The following is a 19,006-nucleotide window of genomic DNA, read 5'->3' as shown; positions in this document are numbered from 1 at the left end:
CGTCGCCTGCTTCGCGGATAAATCCGCTCCTACAGGTACAGCGTCAACGCGAAGCCGGCGCATCTCACAGTTTTTCATGCCTGGAGCCAGTACAGCAGCAGAGCTACGGCCAAGCCGCACGGCAGCAGCGCAAGCACCCAGAACAGCGCACCCATCGCCAGCCCCAGGCCACCCACGCTCACCAGCAAGGCCAACGCCGATAGCAGCAGCGCCGCCAGCCGCAAGCCTCGCGTGCCGGGAAACTGCCGTGGCTGCATCACTCGCTGCCAATGCGGCGCCTGGCTCAGGGCCAGGGCCGACAGCCCCAGCAGTTGCAAACCTAACACCGCTACGCTGAGCAGCCCTTCAAGCATCCTCAGTCTCCGCTAACCGATGCGTCATCGCGGCGCGTCGTCGCAAGCGCCAGCCCAGGCTGCCAGCCAGCACCGCGCAGGCCAGCAGTACCAGGTCGACCCCGGCTACTGCCCACAGGCCTTGGCCAAGTGCACGCAGCGGATGATCGCCGGTGCTCCAGGCATTGGCCAGCACCGCCAGCAACGCCAGGGCAGCGATCGCCAGGCACTGGCTTGCCCAAGGGGCACGGGCATGGGCGCAGCGACCAATCACCCACAAGGCGTGCACGCCAGCCAGCAGCCAGACGCCAAAGAATACCTGGACTTCCCAGTCGGCGCGCCCGGCAAGGCCCGCGGGCAAGCAGCGGTTGGCCAGCAGCATGCCCAGCGTGGCGAGTGGCATGCCGGTAATCAGCACGCTGCACAGCAGGGTCATCGCCAACGTACCCCATTCCCGGCCGGGCTGCTGCAGGCGGCGCTTGGCCAACCAGTACAGCAAGCCGCTGGCAAGCATCACGCAACCACTGAGACCGGCGAAAAAGTACAACGCGCGCAGCGCCGGTTGATGGAAATGCGCCACATGCAGGCCAGCCAGTAGATCCACGGTCGCCGCCGCTGCGGGCAACTTCGCGGCATGCAGCAAGCGTGCGCTGGCGCCGTCGAAGTACAAGGTTTGCCCGTCCACACTCAGGCGGTCGGCCACGCTGCGGCTGATCTCGACATAGGCATTGGCGTCGCCGGGATGCCACACCCTGACAAATGCCGGCATGCCCCCGCCCCAGTGCTGGCGAGCCTGGGTCAGCATGCCATCGAGCGAGGCCAGCGGCCCCGGGCTGCCGGTTGCCGGGCGGCTGTAGGCAGCATCGGCTTGTACCGCGAACTGCCCGGCCTGGCCGGGGTACAGCGTCTCGATGGCAGCAGGCAGGTACAGCGGAAACAGAATCAGCAAGCCGCTCAGCAGGATCAGCGCATGAAACGGCAAGGCCAGCACACCGGTGAGATTGTGCAGGTCGAGCAGGCGCCGGGGGGCCTTGTTGGCACGCAGGGTGAACAGGTCCTGAAACAACCGCGCATGGATGCACACCCCGGCGATCAAGGCGATCAGCCCGACCATGGCGGCCAGCCCCAACAGCCGGGTACCGAGGTTCCAGGCCTGGATGTTCAGGGTGTAGTGCAAACGGTAGAAGAAGTCGCCGCCACGGCTGCCGGCCACCTCCAGCGCGCCCTGCCCGCCTGGCTGCAGAAAGCGGCTGAAGCCTTCGCGCTCGACACTCCAGGCCTGGAAGCGCAGCAGCGGGCGGCGTGCATCGGGCAATTCGACATACCACTGCAGCAGCGCCTTGCCGTCGCTCAGGCTGGCCACCTGGGGCAGCACCTGGCGGTCCAGCGACAACGGCGTGGTGGACGGCGCCGCGCGCAGCGCTGGCAGCATCCAGCTGTCCAGTTCGCGGTCATACAACGCCAGGCTGCCCATGAAGAACGCGATCAGCAACAGCCCGGAAAAGCCCACGCCGAGCACCCGGTGCGCCCACAGCAAGGCCTGGCGAACACTGTCGAACATCAGCCGGCCTCCACCAGCAGGCGCTGCATGGTCAGCAGCACCAAGGCGCTGGCAGTCAGCCACAGGGCGTTACGCCGAGCACGGCGCGCGCAGAAAAGCCACAGCACCAGGGCCGGGTACAAGACGAAGGCAGCGATCGAACTGCTCAGTACCGCCTCGCTGCGCGCCTGCCCCAGCCAGGCCAGCGTCAACGCAAGTTGGGCGCTGAGCGCCCAGGTGAACAGGTAGGCCAGCAACATCGCCAGCAGCAGCCATAGCGCGCGCTGTCGGCCGCGCCTGGCGGCAGTGTTCGATAAGTGGCGTTTCAACCGGGCCTCCTTGTTCGGCATCAAGTGCAGCGCGACCTCGGCGCAGCATGCCGCCAGGTCACGCCGCTGTCACGCCTCAGAACTTGGCACGCAGGGTGAACGATACCGCGCGCGGGTCGCCGAAGATGTTGCCATCCTGGAAGGTGCTGATGCGCTGGTAGTACTTCTTGTTGGCCAGGTTGGTGCCGAGCAGGTCGGCCGACAGGTTCTCGTTGATCTGGTAGCCAATACCGGCATCGTACAGGGCGTAGCCACTTTGCTGCAGCTTGGTGCCGTTCATGTCGATGCTCGGCACGTTGAGCTTGTTGTAGGTCTCGCTGACCACGCTCACCCCACCTTGCACGCTCCACTTCTCGAACTCGCCCGGCAGCTTGTAGAGGGTCCAGACGCGCAGCATGTTCTTCGGCAGGTAGGTCTGCAGCTGCTCGTTGGGGCTGTCGTAGCGCTTGTAGGTGTGGGTGAAGTTGGCAGTGAGGAACCAGTCCGGGGTCATCTGGCCGCTGACTTCCAGCTCGTAGCCACGGGTTCGCGCCTTGCCACCGGCCACCACGGCCCGCGACGACGGGTCGTTCATGTCGGGAACGGCACGGTTCTCTTCCTCGATCTGGAACGCCGCCAACGAGGCGTTTACCGCGCCGTCGAGGAATTCACCCTTGATCCCCAGCTCGTGCTGCTTGCCTTCGATCGGCTCGATGATGTTGTTGTTGATGTCCAGGTTGCTGACCGGCTGCGGGTTGAACACCTCGGCGTAGTTGGCATACAGCGAGTAGGTGTCGTTCAGTTGGTAGATCAGGCCATAGAACGGGGTGAACTTCTGCGACTCGCTCTGGCTGCTTTTTTCCGACGGCGAACCGGCCTCGGGCTGGTGCTGGCTGCGGTGCATGTCGAGCCAGGTGACGCGCCCGCCCAGGACCAGGGTCAACGGCTCGGCCAGGCTCAAGCGCAGGTTGCCGTAGACCGCCTTGGTGCGGCTGTTGGCGACGTTCGTGGGCAGCCGATCGGAGTCGGGGAACGCTGGGTAAGGGAAGTTCGCCTGCGGGTCGTACAAATCGACATCGCCGAGGAAACGGGAATAGTAGCCGCCGTTGGAGGAAAACTCCGAACGCGAATAGTTGGTACCCACCAGCAGCTTGTGCTCGCGGCCGAACAGGCTGAACGGGCCGTCGGCGTACAGGTCCACTTCGTCCTGTTTCTCGCGGTAGTCGAACATGATCGAGTTCATCGACACCAGGTTGTCGGCCGGGTCGATGCCACCGCCGTTACGCGCGTAGGCCTGGGTCAGGTCGTAGTTGTTGTCGGCATGGCGGACCGACAGCTTGGTCTTCCAGCCGCCACCGAGCTGGTGCTCGAGTTCGGTGAACACCGAGGCGCTCCAGAAATAATCGCGGTTCCAGTTGGCGCCGTAGAAGTTCTTGCGCGATACATCCGGCAGCGACATGGCCGCTTCGCCGGCGCTGTTGGTGTAGCGGAACGCCGGCAGGGAACGCTGGGCGCCACGGATGTCGGTGTTCTGGTTGCTGGCGCCGATCGTCCAGACCGTGTCCGGGGTGAGGTCGATATCGACGATGCCGTAAGCCTGGCTGGTTTCGCGCTTGCCGCTGCCGTCGTAGGGGAATGCCGTCTTGTTTTCGCTGAGCACCAGGCGCCCGCGGATGTTGCCGGTTTCGGTCAGCGGGCCGGTGACATCGACCATGCCACGGTAGGCGTCCCAGGAGCCGGCGCTGATTTCGGCGGATACCGCGGGGTCGGCCATCGGCCGCTTGCGCACCAGGTTGATGCTGCCGCCGGGGCCACCCGCGCCGGTCAGGCTGCCGGACGGCCCCTTGAGCACTTCGACGCGGTCATACATGGTCAGGTCCGGGGACAGGAAGATCCGGTTGTCCATGGTGGTCGGCGTGCCGTCCAGCTGCAGCGAGGTGATCTCGAAGCCGCGGGCGAAGAAGCTCAGGCGGCTGGCGTCGATACGCTGCACGGTCACGCCACCGACCTTGCCCAGGGCATCCTCGAGGGTATAGAGGTTCTGCTTCTGGATACGCTCCTGGCCGATGACATTGATGGTCTGCGGCACTTCCTTCAGGCGCAGCGGTACCTTGGTGCCTACCGAAACCGTCGGTGCTTCGGTCTGCATGCCGACGATGGTCTGCTCCGGCAAGGTGATCGAAGACGGTGGCACCTGCTCCCCGGTGCTTTCCTCGGCCCAGGCCATCGGCGCAAGCAGCACGCTGCTGCTCACCAGAGGGGCCAGCAGCCAGCTACCCGTCTTGATCGGCTGCCGGCCCATTTCAATTTGACACATACCGCGAGCTCCTTTGCGTGGCCTTTTCAGGCCATTTGTTTTTATGTGATGCGAGGTGTTTTGCGTCGGCTACACCGACGCGGGCAGAACGGAACAACTACCTGGTGCCGTACTGATCGCGCCATGCTCATAGGGGTAGAGCTGGCCGCCGTCGCACTTGAGCACCCGGTCGGCAACCGAGAAATAGTGGTCGTCGTGGCTGATGGCGATGATGGTCTTGCCCTGGGCCTTGAGTTCAGGCAGCAGCTCGCGGTAGAAGAACGCGCGAAAGCCCGGGTCCTGGTCGGCGGCCCACTCGTCGAGCAACAGGATCGGCCGCTCCTCGACCAATGCCACCAGCAATGCCAGGCGCTTGCGCTGGCCTTGCGACAAGCGGGTGGTGGACAACCCACCCTGCGCATCAATACTCACCTTGCGCTGCATGCGCAGGCGTTCCAGCCAGGCCTGGGCCAATTGCGGGTCGAAGTCACCCTGCGGGCCGACCAGGCGTTCGAACAGGTAGAAGCTGGAAAACACCGTAGAGAAATGCGTCCGGTACCAGTCACGCAGTGCCGGGGTGATGGCGACGCCGTGCAGCTTGAGCGCGCCGGCACTGGGTTCGTAGAGGCCGGTGAGCAACTTGGCCAGGGTCGACTTGCCGCTGCCGTTGCCGCCGACGATAAACAGGATCTCACCCTTGGCGACGCTGAGGTTCACCGGCCCCAGGCGGAAGCCGTAGTCATCGCCCTGCGGCGGGTAGTCATAGCTCAGCGCCTGCAATTCGAGCAGCGGTTGGCTGGGGTCGGGCTGGCCGCTGTCGGCCATGAACCCACTGCGCTCGTCGGCGAAGGCCAGGGTCTGGATCTTGGCCAGCGACACATTGCCCGCCACCAGCGTCGGCAGGCTGCCGATCAGGTCGTTGAGCGGCATGCGCAGGAACATCAGCACCAGCACGAAGGCGGCGATCACGCCATTGCCCACCCCCAGCCAGGCGCCAGCGGCGAACAGCCCGCCGGCCAGGGCGAGGATCAGCGCCACGGTCCAGTTCAGGCTCAAGGTCCAGTAGCGGTCGGCGTGGACCTCGTTGCGCCGGGCATATTCGGCAGCCGGCTGCAGGTCGAGGGCGTAGAAGCGCTCCTTGCGCCGGGCATTGAGAGCCAGTTCGAAACGCCCTTCGATGGCACCCTGGTAGGCGGCATACAGGCGATCGTCGGTTTCCCTCACGCGTAGCATCAACTGGCGCATCCGGGCGAACCAGCCGTGCGCCAGCCAGGTGCCCAGGCCCAGACCGACCACGCAGATCAGCAGCAACTGCCAGGACAGCCAGGCCATGTACAGGCAGCCACCGAGCATCAGCAGCAGGTTGTAGAACACGAACGGCATGCGGTTGAAAGCCTGGCCGATGCTGACGATGTCCTTGCTCAGGGTCGCATAGAGGCTGGCTTCACCGATCTTTTCCAGTTGTTCGATGGAGGTGTCGAGCAGGCGCTTGACCATCTGCAGGCGCAGTTCGTAGACCACTCGGTGGCCCAGTGCCGTCAGCAGCGCCTGGGCGCCGAAACCGAAGCCGAACAGCACTACCAGCAGGCCGACGAACATCGCCCCCAGCACCGGGGTCATGCTGACGCTGCCAGCGATCAACCGGTTGATCTCGTTGATCAGGCCGATGCCAGCGGCCGCGCTGACCAGGCTGGCCAGCAGGCCCAGGCCGAGCAGGCCACGGTGACGCTTGAGCAGGGAGAGAAACAGGGACATGCGGAATCCTCGGGGGCCTGTGCGATGGCCCGAATGGCTTACTCGAAGGCGAGCAACAGTTTTTCGATCTCGGCCAGCTCATCGACGACCGGCGTGACGCAGGCCTGTTCGATCAACGCTGCCATGTCGGCCAGCACCGGGTTGGCGAACAACTGGGCCAGGGCGATTTCGCAGGCGAACTGCTGGCGGATCCGCGCCTGGATCCGCACCAGTTGCAGGGACTGCGCGCCCAGGCGGAACAGTTCGGCGCTCGGGGCGATCGGCCAGATACCCAGTACCTCGCGCCAGATCTGCGCCAACCCCTCCTGCCATGGGCCAGCCAGGGGCACGTCGTCGCAGGCAGCGGCGGCGTCCCACTGCGGCGCGGGCAGCGCCTTGCGGTCGACCTTGCCATTGGCGTTCAACGGCAGGCGCTGCAACACCACGAACGCGCTCGGCACCATGTAGGCCGGCAGTTGCAGGCGCAGGCGCTGCTGCGCCGCGAACGTGTCGAAGGTGTCGAAGGTGCCGGCACCCAGGCACAGGTAGGCCACCAGCAGGTCCTGGCCGGCCGCCGCCTGACGCAGCGCGACGACGGCCTGGGTGACACCCGGCAAGGCTGCCAGTGCGCTTTCGATCTCGCCCAGTTCGATACGGAAACCGCGCAGCTTGACCTGGAAGTCGCTGCGCCCGAGGAACTCCAGGCTGCCATCGGCGCGGTAGCGTGCACGGTCGCCGGTGCGGTACAGCCGGCTGCCGGCCTGGGCCCCTGGCGCCGAGGCCTGGGCAAACGGGTTGGGCACGAAGGCGGCGGCGGTCAGTTCGGGGCGATCGGCATAACCCCGGGCCACACCAGCGCCACCGATGTACAGGTCGCCCGCCACGCCCACCGGCACCGGTTCGAGGCAGTCATCGAGCACATACAAGCGGTTGTTGGCCAGCGGCCGGCCAATCGGCAACACCGCGCTGGTCACCTGCTCGACCGCTTGCGCCGCCGACCACACCGTGGTTTCGGTCGGGCCGTAGACATTGAGCAGCTGTACCTTGCGCGCCAGCAGGCGCTCGGCCAGCTCGGCCTTGAGCGCCTCGCCACCGCACAGCAGGCGCAGGCCGGCCCAGGCCGGCGAGTCGTGTTCGACCAGCATCTGCCAGGTGGCGGGCGTAGCCTGCATCACGCTGATGCCATGGCGTGCCATCAACCCCAGCAATGCCGTCGGGTCCTGGCTGTCGGCGCGGCTTGCCAGCACCACGGTGGCGCCGTGGACCAGTGGCAGGAACAGCTCCAGGCCGGCGATATCGAAGCCCAGGGTGGTCACCGCCAGCAGCCGGTCGGCGGCGCTCAGTTGCACATGAGCCTGGATGCCATGGAGGAAATTGACGAACGCCTCGCGCTCGATGTCGACGCCTTTGGGGCGCCCGGTGGAGCCCGAGGTGTACAAGGTGTAGGCCAGCTGGCGGGGGTGCACGGGCAGGCCCAGGGGGCTCTGCGGCAGTTGGCTCAGGGCGTCGTCCAGGGTTTCCAGCAGTACCACCCGGCCGGCATTGCCGAGCACCTGTTGCAGGGTCGCGCGGGTCAGCACCAACCGTGGGCGGGCCTGGCCGAGGATATCGCTGTTGCGCGCAGCCGGTTGCCCGGGGTCGATCGCCAGGTAGGCGCCACCCGCCTTGTGCACGGCCAGCAGTGCTACCAGCAGCTCGGCTTCGCGCTCCAGGCAGATGCCTACCCGCTCGTCGCAAGCTACGCCATTGGCCCGCAACCAATGGGCCAGGCGATTGGCCCGGGCGTCGAGCTCAGCGTAGCTCAGGGTTTGCCCGCCACAGATCAGGGCACAGCGCTGCGGCGCGGCCAGCACCTGGCGCTCGAACAGCGCAAGCATATCCTGCCCCGGCTGCAGGGCCAGTTCGCTGGCGTTCCAGCGCTCCAATTGCTGCTGACGCTGCGCCGGCGCCAGCAGCGGCAGTTGCCACACTGGCGTGTCGGGCTGGCCGATCAAGCCATCGAGCAGCAGGCCGTAACTGCTGGCGAGGCGTTCGATGGTGGTTGGGGCGAACAGCTCGAGGCTGTATTCCAGTTCGCAGAAGATCCCGTCAGGGCGCACCGCGACATCCAGCGTGAGGTCGAACTTGGCGCTGTCCCGGGCGGGCAGGACGCGCTCGATATGCAAGCCGGGCAGGCTGAAATCGACCGCCGCCCCGCTGCTGAGGTTGAACATGGCCTGGAACACCGGGGTGCGGCTGACATCGCGCTGCACCTCAAGGTGTTCGAGCAACAGTTCGAATGGCGGCTCGGCATGTTGCAAGGCGTTGAGCGACTCATGGCGCAGCCGCTCGCACAGCGCGCGGCCGCTCAAGTGCGGGGCCAGGTCGACGCGGTAGACCAGGGTATTGACGAAAAAGCCCAGCAAGCCATCGAGTGCTTCGTGGTTGCGCCCGCCGTGGGGCACACCCACGGCGAAGCTGGGCTGGCCACTGTAGCGCGCCAGCAGCACCTGCCAGGCGGCCAGCAGGATCACCAGGGCGCTGCTGCCGTTGGCGCGGCAGAAGGCCTGGACCTGCTCGGCCTGGGCGGCGGGCAGTTGCCAACGCAGGCGTTGCCCGCGCAGCCCTTGCTGCGCCGGACGGGGATAATCGGTGGGCAGCTCCAGCACTGGCACCTGGGTGCCCAGATACTGTTTCCAGTAGTCCAGGTCGGCCTGGTATTGCGCGCCGTCCAGGCGCTCACGCTGCCACAGTGCGTAGTCGACGTATTGCACCGGCAGCGCTGGCAACTGCGGGGTATCGCCGCGCAGTGCCTGGGCATAGGCGCTGGCCAGGTCGCCCACCAATATCGGGTTGGACCAGGCATCACTGACGATGTGGTGCATCTTCAGCAACAGCCCGTGGCAGGTTGCGTCGTAGCGGACCAGTTCGACCTTGAGCAAGGGGGCCTGGGACAGGTCGAAGGCCGTGCCGTCCTCGATGCTCAACAAACCCTGCAGATGATCGTGTCGTGCGGCCGCGGCCACGTCGGGGAACGACCGCTGGTGCAGAACGAATGCGGCCTCGGCCAGCATCTCCTGGCGCGGCTCGCCGTCAATTTCGATGAAGCGCGTACGCAGCACGCCGTGCCGTTCGACCAACGAAGAGAATGCCTGGCGCAGGGCCTGCACATTCAGCTCGCCGTTGAACAGAAAGGCGCGAGTGAGGTTGTAGGCGGTGGAAAGCGGTGCCAGGCGCTGCAGGAACCACAGGCGCTGCTGGGCGAAAGAGAGCGGTTGCGGCCCCTCATGGGCGCGCCTGCGGAGCGGGTCTGGCTGTGCCTGGGCATCGCTCTGCAACAGGGCAAGCAACTCTTCGACATTGTCCATCGGCATTCGAATTCCCTTGTATGAACCGACTGGAAATTGGGTGCGCGAGATCTTATTGGTAAATGATAATTGATGTCAATTGAGATGGAATACAATTCTCTTCCGCATACCTAGGCATGCCTAATGCCGCAGAGCCATTCCCAGGCAACGAAGAAAATTGCGTTGATACGTGCAGCGTTGAAGTGCTGTGGCGCAGCGACAGCGGCAGGCCTAGCAAGCGAGTGAATAAGCCCAATGAGTGTGGCTGGGCGATGACGACGGTGATACTGGCGTCTGTGCCACAAAGGTAACGCACTGAGGCTACAGAATCTTTTTTCCGGCACAAAAGCAAATGCCCGCCCTCGAAACCGCAACGCGTTCTGAGGACTCAGCGCCCTGGATCTGCGCCAGTGCCGCCGCAGTCCTTGGCTGGCCCATGCCAGAGCTCCAGGCCCTGCGTGCCCCATTGAATCCGATCCGGTCAACTTCGAGGACCCCAGTGGCCACATCATGCTCAGCCGCCAGGCCCAGGCAGACAGCCTGGCAAGGCTCGATACCATTCTTGCCGCGCTGACTCCCAGCACGGAGACGGCGCCGCCCCAGGCTGCCAGCGTCGGGGAGTGGCTGTTGTTCGGTGCGCTGACGGTTTTGGGCGGACTGATGATCATAGGTTCGGCGGGTACCCTCAGTGCGCCGGTGATCGCCGGCCTGATGACGTTGACCGCCTTACGCTCCCTTCGCCTTTCGATACATTCCAATAGCATGAGTAGAATAGTGGGGCGCTCGCGTAGCTGGATGTACACGCCGGGTGTTGAGGCTCGCCCCAGCCTTAACCAAAGACCAGGAGCATCCCTAATGAAAAAACTGGGAATGCGCATGCCGCAAAGAGTCAACGGCAAGATTGGCTATCCTGCGGGGGGAACTGGAACCCCCTACCCGGTGCCTCCAGCCAAGTTCCCCCTGCTGCGCCTCCAGCATCGAACAATTCATCTTGGATCTCCAGTGCATTTTCTACCGCCAGAAAATCACTCATGCCCGGCACTCAAAAACCGCCGGTGGAGGCGATCCCAAACCGTACTGTGCTTGCCGAACATCTAGGTAGTGTCGAAAGTAACAAACCTTTCAGCCAGGCAGTCGATATGGTGAACTCAAACCTGGCTTCCAACGGAGCTGCCGATATTTCGGCAGCGAAGCTAGAACAGTACGTACGATTAACGCAGGACGTAAATGCCGGAGAAATCAGTAACACTACAGCATTCTTTGAGTCGGCCGGTGGATGGGTAGGCGATACGACTTCTTCGGGCCCTGACCGGGTGGTCGGCGCGTTGTTCAACTTTGGAGGTGCCATGTTCTCAGGTGCACAAGAGGCCGATAACATGAAGAAAGGACTCTTTTTCAGAAGCCCTCCGAAGTAGCGTTCGGACGACTCATGGCACCTCCTATTTGGGCTCATTTGAGGCTTGGAGGTGTCTTGGAAACCAGGGGCGATTCATGAGCGATCGCCCGCGGTGCTCGAACCACCGGGTGTACATCGCCTGGAAGGTATTCTGCTCCGCCAGGTTCTGTGTGTGGCGCTGATGCCGGCAATGCAAAAAGGGATTGAGCCTTCGGCGATCAGCCGCCGCGCCTCATCGCGAAGCGAGCGTGCCTGGCGCAACCCTAACTCGGGATAGGTCCCGAACGACATGCGCTTTTACTTGCCGGCCCATCAGTAGCGAAAGTGCCACGACTTGCCGCCGGTCGCCGTCACACCAAGCGACATGCCAGCGCTATCGCCGGGTATAGTCCCTGCCGGTGGCCTTGGCCTGGCGAACGGTTGCATCTGAGAGTGCCATGTACGAGCTCCTGAACATAATTCAGCACTAGATGCTCGTAACGCTCAAAGCTCCCCTCCAGCAACAAACCGCCACGGTGGAAGTCCGCATTTCATGGACTAATTTCTGGACAGGAAACGCCCGAATGCCCATGGATCGGAGTGGCTTTGACTGAAACGAAAAAAGACGCCGAAGCGTCTATTTTCAATGACTTACAGACTTCCATGGAACTCTGTAGATCTATAAATGGAGCGGGAAACGAGACTCGAACTCGCGACCCCGACCTTGGCAAGGTCGTGCTCTACCAACTGAGCTATTCCCGCGTCGTGATGGGGGCCATTCTAGCGATTTCCAAAATGGCGTCAACCCCTTGATTCAAAAAACTTTTTATTTCTGCTCCGAGCCCTCGCGCAGGTGCGGCCAGGCGGCCAGCAGGTAGTGCACCATCGACCACAGCGTCAGCCCTGCCGCCACCAGCAGCAGCGCGTAGCCAAGGATAACCCAGAAGGTTACCGCCGGCGGGTTGGCCAGCAGGATCACCAGCGCCAGCATTTGCGCGGCGGTTTTCCACTTGCCCAGGTTGGACACCGCCACCTGCGCGCGTGCCCCCAATTCGGCCATCCACTCGCGTAGCGCCGAGACCACGATCTCGCGGCCGATGATCACCGCCGCCGGCAGGGTCAGCCAGAAGTTGGCGTGGGTCTGCACCAGCAGCACCAGCGCCACCGCGACCATCAATTTGTCGGCCACCGGGTCGAGGAAGGCCCCGAACGGTGTGCTCTGCTGCAGACGACGCGCCAGGTAGCCATCCAGCCAGTCAGTGGCGGCGGCGACGGCGAACACGCTGCTGGCAGCCATGTAGCTCCACTGGTACGGCAAGTAGAACAGCAGGATGAAAATCGGGATGAGCAAAACGCGCAGGACGGTGAGCAGGTTTGGAATATTCATCGGTACGACTGGCGGCAAGTTGAGCCCGGCATTCTACTCGCTATGCAGGCTGGCATAAATCGACTCGGCAAGCTTTTTACTGATGCCGGGGGCCTTGGCAATTTCATCGACACTGGCGCGGTTGAGTTCCTGCAGGCCGCCGAAATGTTTCAGCAGGTCGCGGCGGCGCTTGGGCCCTACCCCGGCCACATCTTCCAGGCTGGACACCCGCCGCGCCTTGCCACGCCGCGCGCGGTGGCCGGTGATGGCGAAACGGTGCGCTTCGTCGCGGATCTGCTGGATCAGGTGCAACGCCGGTGAATCGCCCTTGAGGCTGAATTCGTGATGCACATCATTCAGGTACAGGGTTTCGAAGCCGGCCTTGCGCGTTACGCCCTTGGCCACACCGAGCAGGGTCAGGTCGGTAAAGCCCAGCTCCTGCATGACGTCGCGGGCCATGTTCAGCTGGCCTTTGCCACCATCCACCAGCAGCACGTCGGGCAGCTTGCCCTCGCCATCGCGAATGCGCCCGTAGCGGCGAGTCAGGGCCTGGTGCATGGCGGCGTAGTCGTCGCCGGCGGTGACGCTTTCGATGTTGAAACGGCGGTAGTCGGACTTCAACGGGCCTTCCGGGCCGAACACCACGCAGCTGGCCACCGTGGCCTCGCCGCTGGAGTGGCTGATGTCGTAGCACTCCAGGCGCTGCGGCACTTCGTCCAGGCCCAGTACCTCGGCCAGCGCTTCGAAGCGGGCGGCCATGTGCTGGCGGTTGGCCAGGCGCGCATTGAGGGCCTGCTCGGCATTGGTCACCGCCAGCTGCTGCCAGCGGGCGCGGGTGCCGCGCACCCGGTGGCTGATGGCCAGCTCGCGGCCACGCAGGGTCTGCAGGGCTTCGCCGATGGCCTCGAAGTCTTCATGCAGCACGTTGACGATCAGTTCGCCGGGCAGTTCGCGCTCGGCATTGCCCAGGTAGTACTGGGCAAGGAACGCGGCCATCACTTCGGCCACCTCCTCCTCGATGCCAACCTGCGGGAAGAAGTTCTTGCTGCCCAGCACCCGCCCGCCACGCACGCTGATCAGGTGCACGCAGGCGCCGCCGGGGTTGACGAAAGCGGCGACGACGTCGACGTCGCCACTGCCGCCTTCGATGTATTGCTGGTCCTGGACCCGGCGCAACAGGGCGATCTGGTCACGCAACTCGGCGGCCTTCTCGAAGTTGAGGGCCATGGCGGCCTTCTCCATCTCGGCATTCAGCTCGTTGCCCAGCTGCTGGCTACGGCCTTCGAGGAACATCACCGAGTGGCGCACGTCTTCAGCATATTCCTCGGCGCCCACCAGCCCGGTGCACGGCCCTTTGCAGCGCTTGATCTGGTACTGCAGACACGGCCGGGTGCGGTTGGCGTAGTAGCTGTCTTCGCACTGGCGCACCGAAAAGGCCTTTTGCAGCAGGCTGAGGCTTTCACGTATGGCTCCGGCGCTGGGATACGGGCCAAAGTAGCGGCCCTTGGCCTTCTTCGCCCCACGGTGAATGCCCAAGCGCGGAAATTCGCCGTCGGAAAGAAACACGTAGGGGTAGGATTTATCGTCGCGCAACAGGATGTTGTACGGCGGTCGCCACTCCTTGATCAGGTTCTGCTCCAGCAGCAGCGCCTCGGTTTCGTTGGCGGTGATGGTGGTTTCGACCTGGGCGATGCGCGCCACCAGCGCAGCGGTCTTGGGTGCCAGGCCGGTCTTGCGGAAGTAGCTGGCCAGGCGTTTCTTGAGGTTCTTGGCCTTGCCTACGTAAAGCAGGCGAGCTTCGCCATCGAACATCCGGTAAACGCCCGGGCGACCGCTGCAGGTCGCCAGGAAAGCACTGGCATCGAAAACTTGGGACATGAGGTTCTACAGGCTTGCGTCGACCATACCGTGGCGAACGGCCAGCAAGGTCAGTTCGACGTCGCTGGTGACCGAGAGTTTTTCAAAGATCCGATACCGGTAAGTATTGACGGTCTTGGGCGAGAGGCACAACTTGTCGGAGATGATCTGCACTTTCTGGCAGCCGACGATCATCAGCGCGATCTGGATTTCCCGTTCCGACAGGGCATCGAACGGCGAACCCTGTGGCTGGAAGGGTTTAAGCGCCAGCTGCTGGGCGATCTGCGGGCTGATGTAGCGCTGGCCGGCGAAGGCCAGGCGGATCGCCTGGACCATTTCGTCAAGGCCGGCGCCCTTGGTCAGGTAGCCGGCGGCGCCGGCCTGCAACAGGCGCGTGGGGAACGGGTCCTCCTCGCACACGGTCACGGCAACCACTTTGATGTCCGGATAGCTGCGCAGCAGTTTGCGGGTGGCCTCGAGGCCGCCGATGCCAGGCATTTTCACGTCCATCAGCACCACGTCCGGCTTCAGCTCACGGGCCAGCTTGAGTGCCGACTCGCCGGAGTCCCCTTCACCCACTACCTGCAGGCCGTCGATGTCGGCCAGCATGCGGGTAATTCCGGTTCGTACCAGATCGTGATCGTCAACCACTAGGACCCTAATCAAGCACACACCTCGTCAGCAGGGCGATTGGATCCCGCCACCTTAACAAAATTTTTCATGGCGGGCCTAACGCATTCCTTCTGTCAGAAATGACTGAGATTCGGTGTTGAACGGTCTCGCTGCCTGCCGTGGCCTGGCGTTGTGGGTCAAGCGCGCCATCAAGTGCCAAAGTGCTGCCTGGTCGTCGCTCGACAGCTGCCGGAAAGCTGCCAGCAAACCGGTCTCATCCATGCTCAGCGCCTCCAGTGCTGCCGGGGTGCGCGTGCCGCTGAGCACATAGAGGGCATCCACACCCTGCGCCGCCAATGCCGCCAGGTAATCGAGCCGCGGCGTGCGTTCGCCGCTCTCGTACTTGCCTTGGGCGTTGGGTTCGACCCCACCAATATCGCCAAACGCCCGCTGGGTCATGCCCAGGCGCTCACGCTCTTTCCGCAACCGCGGCCCGATTCCATCCATAGCGGTTCTCCTGTTGCCAGGGTTCACTATGCCGATGCTCTTTGGCCACTACAAGCCACCATTAAGCTATCAATCAATCGTGCGCTGCATGCGCACGAAACATTCGTCCTCGCCCATTTCGATAAAGCCGTGCCGCTGGTACAACTGGCGCGCCGGGTTGCTGCGAAACACCATCAACCGCAGCAGGGGCAGGCGGCGCTGCCTGGCCCATTGCGCCAGTTGCTCCAGCACCCAGCTGCCGACGCCCCGCCCACGCTGCTCCGGAAGCAGGTGCAGTTCGCGGATGAACAAGGCATGACGGTCCTGGCTGAGGCTGCAAAAACCCAGCAGGGAATAACCTTCGGTGACCAACCACTGCTCACGCCAGCCCCAGGCTTCGTCGAACGCTTCCTCGAGCCACAACAGACCATATTCGTGGTAGTACGGCAGCATGGCACGCCGGGTCAGATCGCGGGCGAAGGCGCAGTGGCTGGCGTTGGCGGGGGTAAGGCTCAGCGGCATCAACTGTCGGACTCTCGGGTTCGTCAATCCTGGGCGTAGCATACCGGCGAACTGCCGGGCCCTCGCCTATCCAGCTCGTCTTCAAGCCATTCGGCCAGCACCCGGGCATTGTTGCACTCGGTGTCCTTGCCGGCGTAGAGCAAGGTCAACGTGCCCTTCCCTGCCACGTCCAATAGCGCATACCAATGTGCGGGATGATCTGCCAGCTCTTGCCGGTAGCGCTGGGCAAAACCGGTGAAGTCCACGCTTCCCTGATGAAATGCCTTGCGCAACTCATCCGAGGGCGCAACTTCGCGCAACCACTGCCCGTGCAGGTCTTCCTTGCGCTTGTTACGCGGCCACAGGCGATCGACCAGCACCCGCTGGCCATCGCCTGGCTCAATCGCATCGTAGACACGCTTGCAGCGAATCATCGGTTTTTCCTGCCGTTACCGTCCGTCATAAGCCTAGGTAATTCATTGATCGAGGTCACGGCCAGGCGTCGAATTGTTTCTATGCTCAAGGCCTTCGGCACCTTCGCCAACGCCAACCGGAGCCCTCATGGCTACCCCGTTACTGGCCAGCCAGCCGCAGCTGGCCGAACAGCACGCCCGTCCGCAGCTGGCGCAAAAACCTGGCCGCGCCACCCTGGCGTTGTTCTTCGGCCTGCTGCTGGCCGGCCTCGCCTACAGCGCCTGGAGCCTGAAACAGGACGTCAGTGCCAGCGGCACGGTAATCACCACCGTCACACCATTCCTGCTGCTGGGCCTGGCGTTGCTGATTGCCCTGGGCTTCGAGTTCGTCAATGGCTTCCATGACACCGCCAACGCAGTCGCCACGGTGATCTACACCCACGCCCTGCCAGCACCTGTGGCGGTGGTCTGGTCCGGCCTGTGCAATTTCCTTGGCGTGCTGCTTTCCAGCGGTGCGGTGGCGTTCGGCATCATCGCCCTGCTTCCCGTGGAGCTGATCTTGCAGGTCGGCTCTTCAGCCGGCTTCGCCATGGTCTTCGCCCTGCTGCTGGCGGTCCTTTGCCCACGGCTCCAACGACGGCCAGAAAGGCATGGGCTTGATCATGCTGATTCTGGTCGGCACCCTGCCGATGGCTTACGCGCTGAACAAGACCATGCCCACCGAGCAGGCCTTGCAGTTTTCTGCCATTGCCGAGGTAACCCGCCAGGCGCTGGTACGCAGTGCCCCGCAAGCCGCCCCGGCCGACCCGCGGTAGGTGCTGACCACCTTCATTGCCCAGCCCAAGGCCAGCCCGCAACTCGCAACTGGTGCCGGCGCTGGCGGCACTGACCGGCATGATCGGCCAGCAGGTCAAGGGCTATGGTTCGCTCACGCGAGTACCGGCCGAGGCCAAGGCCAAGGCCAACGTGCGCAATGACATGTACCTGGCCAGCGAAGCCATCCGCCTGATCGAGAAAAGCCAGCTGGTGAGCTTCGATGCCGACACCCGCAGCCATGTGCAGTTGTTCAAGACCCAACTGGATGATGCTACCCGCTACATCCCGCTGTGGGTGAAGGTGGCCGTGGCCATCGCGTTCGGGTTGGGGACCATGGTTGGCTGGCGGCGCATTGTAGTGACGGTGGGCGAAAAGATCGGCAAGACCCATCTCAGCTACGCCCAGGGCGCTTCGGCCGAACTGGTGGCGATGTGTACTATTGGCGCAGCGGACCTGTTCGGGTTACCGGTGTCGACCACTCCTGTGCTGAGCTCCGGCGTCGCCGGGACCATGATGGCCAACGGGTCGGGCCTGCAGAAGCGCACGCTGGTCCATTTGTTACTGGCCTGGGTGCTGACATTGCCGGCGGCGATGCTGTTGGCTGGCAGCCTTTACTGGCTGATGCCCGCCATTTTCTGAAACCCGCTCGCAAATCACGCAGTGTGGACGAACCCGTCAGGCCCTAGCAACTGACATATCTGCCAGTAGAGGAAAAGCTAAGGTCTGCTGATGATGATGCTTCCATCAATCACCGCAGAAGGCGACGCATCATGGCATACCAACACCAAGCGTTCGATTTCAAAAATGACAAGACACTAGCTACAGCCCAAGGCGAGTTCAAGGTAAAACTGACGCATGACGGCGTTCCGAAAGACCTCGTGTTAAAGCAAGTCCATTTCTCCCGAGTTATCGTTTTCGGAATGGATGACCGTTACGTCCTGTTGATTGGTTGCTCCACTGGGCTGGAGGTCGGGCGCCATGTGGTCGGGCAGAATCAGGGCGATTATTACGCACAGCTGGTGGTGGACAACGACAGCAAAGGTTTAGCCACCAGTGGCGAAATCTACATCGCTGAAGCCAACGACAACGTCGTGAGTGGCAGTTTCAAAGTCAGCTATGACCACGGCTTCACGGCTGAAGGCAATTTCACCGTGAAACCGTGAGCGGAGGGTGCGGGCCGTCACGAACAGGCGCTTGGGCAGGCCTGTCCGTTGACGGTTATTCCTTACCGGGTAGCACACACGCTTGCAGCGAACCACCTGCTCACCTAAGGAATTGCCAGGCCCCGCTGCACCGCTGGCCGCTGCAGGAATATTGCCAGCACCCGCTGCACTTCCTTGAACTGCTCGAAACCGACCAGCTCGCGGGCGTTGTACCGCTCTACCAGGTTACGCACCCAAGGGAAGATTGCGATATCGGCGATGCTGTAGTCAGCGACCATCCAGTCCCGCCCCTGCAGATGCCGGTCCAGCACGCCGAGCAGGCGCCTGGATTCGTTGACATAGCGATCACGCGGGCGCTTGTCTTCGTATTCCTTGCCAGCAAAGAAGTGGAAAAAGCCCAGCTGGCCGAACATTGGCCCGATGCCGCCCATCTGGAACATCAGCCACTGAAGCGTCTGATAGCGCTGGGCCGGGTCGTGGCTCAACAACTGCCCACTCTTTTCCGCCAGGTACTGCAGGATCGCGCCTGATTCGAACAGCGCCAGCGGCTGGCCGCCCGGCCCATCGGGGTCGAGGATGGCGGGTATCTTGTTGTTGGCACTGAGCGAGATGAATTCGGGGCTCAGCTGGTCATCGTTGTCGAAACTGACCTTGTGCGGCTCGTAGGCCAGGCCGATTTCCTCCAGCATGATCGACACTTTGACGCCATTGGGCGTGGGCAGCGAATACAGCTGCAAGCGCTCGGGGTGCCGCGCCGGCCATTTACGGGTGATGGGGAATGCGCTCAGATCGGTCATGCCTGGCCCCTGCAGAAATGAAAGCGACTACTTTAGGGGCAACGTCGCGGTTTGACCATCACCTGGCAGATGAACGAAGCGCGG

At 63.4% G+C, this 19,006-nt stretch carries 15 protein-coding genes, 1 tRNA gene and 2 pseudogenes; 3 read left to right on the top strand and 15 right to left on the bottom strand.

Translation table 11 applies throughout. The annotated features are described in order from the left end of the window. Positions 1-74 precede the first annotated feature (74 nt). From ACVWZT_RS17630 to ACVWZT_RS17605, 6 genes are all read right to left on the bottom strand, one after another. Entirely contained in the window at positions 75-353 is a 279-nt protein-coding gene (locus tag ACVWZT_RS17630; protein WP_457470469.1) for a DUF3325 family protein, read from the bottom strand. Next, positions 346-1,893, bottom strand: coding sequence for a PepSY-associated TM helix domain-containing protein (locus ACVWZT_RS17625; RefSeq protein WP_457470468.1), 1,548 nt, complete (start codon positions 1,891-1,893; stop codon positions 346-348). The genes ACVWZT_RS17630 and ACVWZT_RS17625 overlap by 8 nt, the downstream gene beginning before the upstream one ends. Then, a complete protein-coding gene (locus ACVWZT_RS17620) occupies positions 1,893-2,201 on the bottom strand; it encodes a hypothetical protein (protein ID WP_457470467.1) in 309 nt (102 codons plus the stop codon). The genes ACVWZT_RS17625 and ACVWZT_RS17620 overlap by 1 nt, the downstream gene beginning before the upstream one ends. A 76-nt stretch (positions 2,202-2,277) precedes the next feature. Next, on the bottom strand, positions 2,278-4,497 hold the full coding sequence (locus tag ACVWZT_RS17615) for a TonB-dependent siderophore receptor (RefSeq protein WP_457470465.1): 2,220 nt from the start codon (positions 4,495-4,497) through the stop codon (positions 2,278-2,280). Between the two features lie 69 nt (positions 4,498-4,566). After that, positions 4,567-6,231 carry a cyclic peptide export ABC transporter gene (locus ACVWZT_RS17610; RefSeq protein ID WP_296235215.1) on the bottom strand — a complete coding sequence of 555 codons (1,665 nt, stop codon included), beginning with the start codon at positions 6,229-6,231 and terminating at the stop codon, positions 4,567-4,569. 38 nt (positions 6,232-6,269) lie between these two features. Continuing rightward, positions 6,270-9,563, bottom strand: coding sequence for a non-ribosomal peptide synthetase (locus tag ACVWZT_RS17605; protein ID WP_457470464.1), 3,294 nt, complete (start codon positions 9,561-9,563; stop codon positions 6,270-6,272). Positions 9,564-10,567: 1,004 nt separating this feature from the next. On the opposite strand from ACVWZT_RS17605, the gene ACVWZT_RS17600 reads away from it, so the two are divergent. Further along, the gene (locus ACVWZT_RS17600; protein ID WP_457470463.1) at positions 10,568-10,951 is read left to right on the top strand and encodes a hypothetical protein; all 384 of its coding nucleotides are present in this window, start codon (positions 10,568-10,570) and stop codon (positions 10,949-10,951) included. 78 nt (positions 10,952-11,029) lie between these two features. Here the strand turns inward: ACVWZT_RS17600 and ACVWZT_RS17595 are convergent. The 8 genes and pseudogenes from ACVWZT_RS17595 to ACVWZT_RS17560 all read right to left on the bottom strand — a co-directional run. Continuing rightward, positions 11,030-11,371, bottom strand: a pseudogene (locus ACVWZT_RS17595) (Arm DNA-binding domain-containing protein); the annotation flags it as partial. Between the two features lie 226 nt (positions 11,372-11,597). Beyond that, positions 11,598-11,673, bottom strand: a tRNA-Gly gene (locus ACVWZT_RS17590). A gap of 64 nt (positions 11,674-11,737) precedes the next feature. After that, positions 11,738-12,298 carry a CDP-diacylglycerol--glycerol-3-phosphate 3-phosphatidyltransferase gene (gene pgsA, locus ACVWZT_RS17585; protein ID WP_296235219.1) on the bottom strand — a complete coding sequence of 187 codons (561 nt, stop codon included), beginning with the start codon at positions 12,296-12,298 and terminating at the stop codon, positions 11,738-11,740. Positions 12,299-12,331: 33 nt separating this feature from the next. Further along, positions 12,332-14,155: an excinuclease ABC subunit UvrC gene (gene uvrC / locus ACVWZT_RS17580; RefSeq protein WP_457470462.1), complete on the bottom strand. Its 1,824-nt coding sequence runs from the start codon at positions 14,153-14,155 to the stop codon at positions 12,332-12,334. A gap of 6 nt (positions 14,156-14,161) precedes the next feature. Continuing rightward, a complete protein-coding gene (gene gacA, locus ACVWZT_RS17575) occupies positions 14,162-14,800 on the bottom strand; it encodes a response regulator transcription factor GacA (RefSeq protein WP_457470461.1) in 639 nt (212 codons plus the stop codon). Positions 14,801-14,863: 63 nt separating this feature from the next. Continuing rightward, the gene (locus tag ACVWZT_RS17570) at positions 14,864-15,253 is read right to left on the bottom strand and encodes a helix-turn-helix domain-containing protein (protein WP_457470460.1); all 390 of its coding nucleotides are present in this window, start codon (positions 15,251-15,253) and stop codon (positions 14,864-14,866) included. A 69-nt stretch (positions 15,254-15,322) separates the two neighbouring features. Beyond that, positions 15,323-15,754, bottom strand: coding sequence for a GNAT family N-acetyltransferase (locus tag ACVWZT_RS17565; RefSeq protein WP_457470458.1), 432 nt, complete (start codon positions 15,752-15,754; stop codon positions 15,323-15,325). 23 nt (positions 15,755-15,777) lie between these two features. After that, entirely contained in the window at positions 15,778-16,167 is a 390-nt protein-coding gene (locus ACVWZT_RS17560; protein ID WP_296235223.1) for a DUF488 domain-containing protein, read from the bottom strand. 127 nt (positions 16,168-16,294) lie between these two features. On the opposite strand from ACVWZT_RS17560, the pseudogene ACVWZT_RS17555 reads away from it, so the two are divergent. Then, positions 16,295-17,601, top strand: a pseudogene (locus ACVWZT_RS17555) (inorganic phosphate transporter). A gap of 131 nt (positions 17,602-17,732) precedes the next feature. Beyond that, positions 17,733-18,125: a hypothetical protein gene (locus ACVWZT_RS17550; RefSeq protein ID WP_457470456.1), complete on the top strand. Its 393-nt coding sequence runs from the start codon at positions 17,733-17,735 to the stop codon at positions 18,123-18,125. Positions 18,126-18,229: 104 nt separating this feature from the next. Here ACVWZT_RS17550 and ACVWZT_RS17545 read toward each other — a convergent pair whose 3' ends face one another. Continuing rightward, positions 18,230-18,922, bottom strand: a complete 693-nt coding sequence (locus ACVWZT_RS17545) for a glutathione S-transferase N-terminal domain-containing protein (protein WP_296235226.1) — start codon at positions 18,920-18,922, stop codon at positions 18,230-18,232. Positions 18,923-19,006: the final 84 nt, after the last annotated feature.

The organism is Pseudomonas sp. TE21394, assembly GCF_054057835.1.
Note: the sequence above shows the minus strand (reverse complement) of the source record. Positions and strands in the feature narration are given on the sequence as shown.

Excerpts from the sequence above, each read along its gene's own strand:
- ACVWZT_RS17560 (WP_296235223.1), bottom strand. The coding sequence starts at position 16,167 with ATGATTCGCTGCAAGCGTGTCTACGATGCGATTGAGCCAGGCGATGGC.
- ACVWZT_RS17545 (WP_296235226.1), bottom strand. The coding sequence starts at position 18,922 with ATGACCGATCTGAGCGCATTCCCCATCACCCGTAAATGGCCGGCGCGG.
- pgsA (WP_296235219.1), bottom strand. The coding sequence starts at position 12,298 with ATGAATATTCCAAACCTGCTCACCGTCCTGCGCGTTTTGCTCATCCCG.
- ACVWZT_RS17550 (WP_457470456.1), top strand. The coding sequence starts at position 17,733 with ATGGCATACCAACACCAAGCGTTCGATTTCAAAAATGACAAGACACTA.
- ACVWZT_RS17610 (WP_296235215.1), bottom strand. The coding sequence starts at position 6,231 with ATGTCCCTGTTTCTCTCCCTGCTCAAGCGTCACCGTGGCCTGCTCGGC.
- ACVWZT_RS17570 (WP_457470460.1), bottom strand. The coding sequence starts at position 15,253 with ATGGATGGAATCGGGCCGCGGTTGCGGAAAGAGCGTGAGCGCCTGGGC.
- uvrC (WP_457470462.1), bottom strand. The coding sequence starts at position 14,155 with ATGTCCCAAGTTTTCGATGCCAGTGCTTTCCTGGCGACCTGCAGCGGT.
- ACVWZT_RS17605 (WP_457470464.1), bottom strand. The coding sequence starts at position 9,563 with ATGCCGATGGACAATGTCGAAGAGTTGCTTGCCCTGTTGCAGAGCGAT.
- ACVWZT_RS17600 (WP_457470463.1), top strand. The coding sequence starts at position 10,568 with ATGCCCGGCACTCAAAAACCGCCGGTGGAGGCGATCCCAAACCGTACT.
- ACVWZT_RS17565 (WP_457470458.1), bottom strand. The coding sequence starts at position 15,754 with ATGCCGCTGAGCCTTACCCCCGCCAACGCCAGCCACTGCGCCTTCGCC.
- ACVWZT_RS17630 (WP_457470469.1), bottom strand. The coding sequence starts at position 353 with ATGCTTGAAGGGCTGCTCAGCGTAGCGGTGTTAGGTTTGCAACTGCTG.
- ACVWZT_RS17625 (WP_457470468.1), bottom strand. The coding sequence starts at position 1,893 with ATGTTCGACAGTGTTCGCCAGGCCTTGCTGTGGGCGCACCGGGTGCTC.
- ACVWZT_RS17615 (WP_457470465.1), bottom strand. The coding sequence starts at position 4,497 with ATGTGTCAAATTGAAATGGGCCGGCAGCCGATCAAGACGGGTAGCTGG.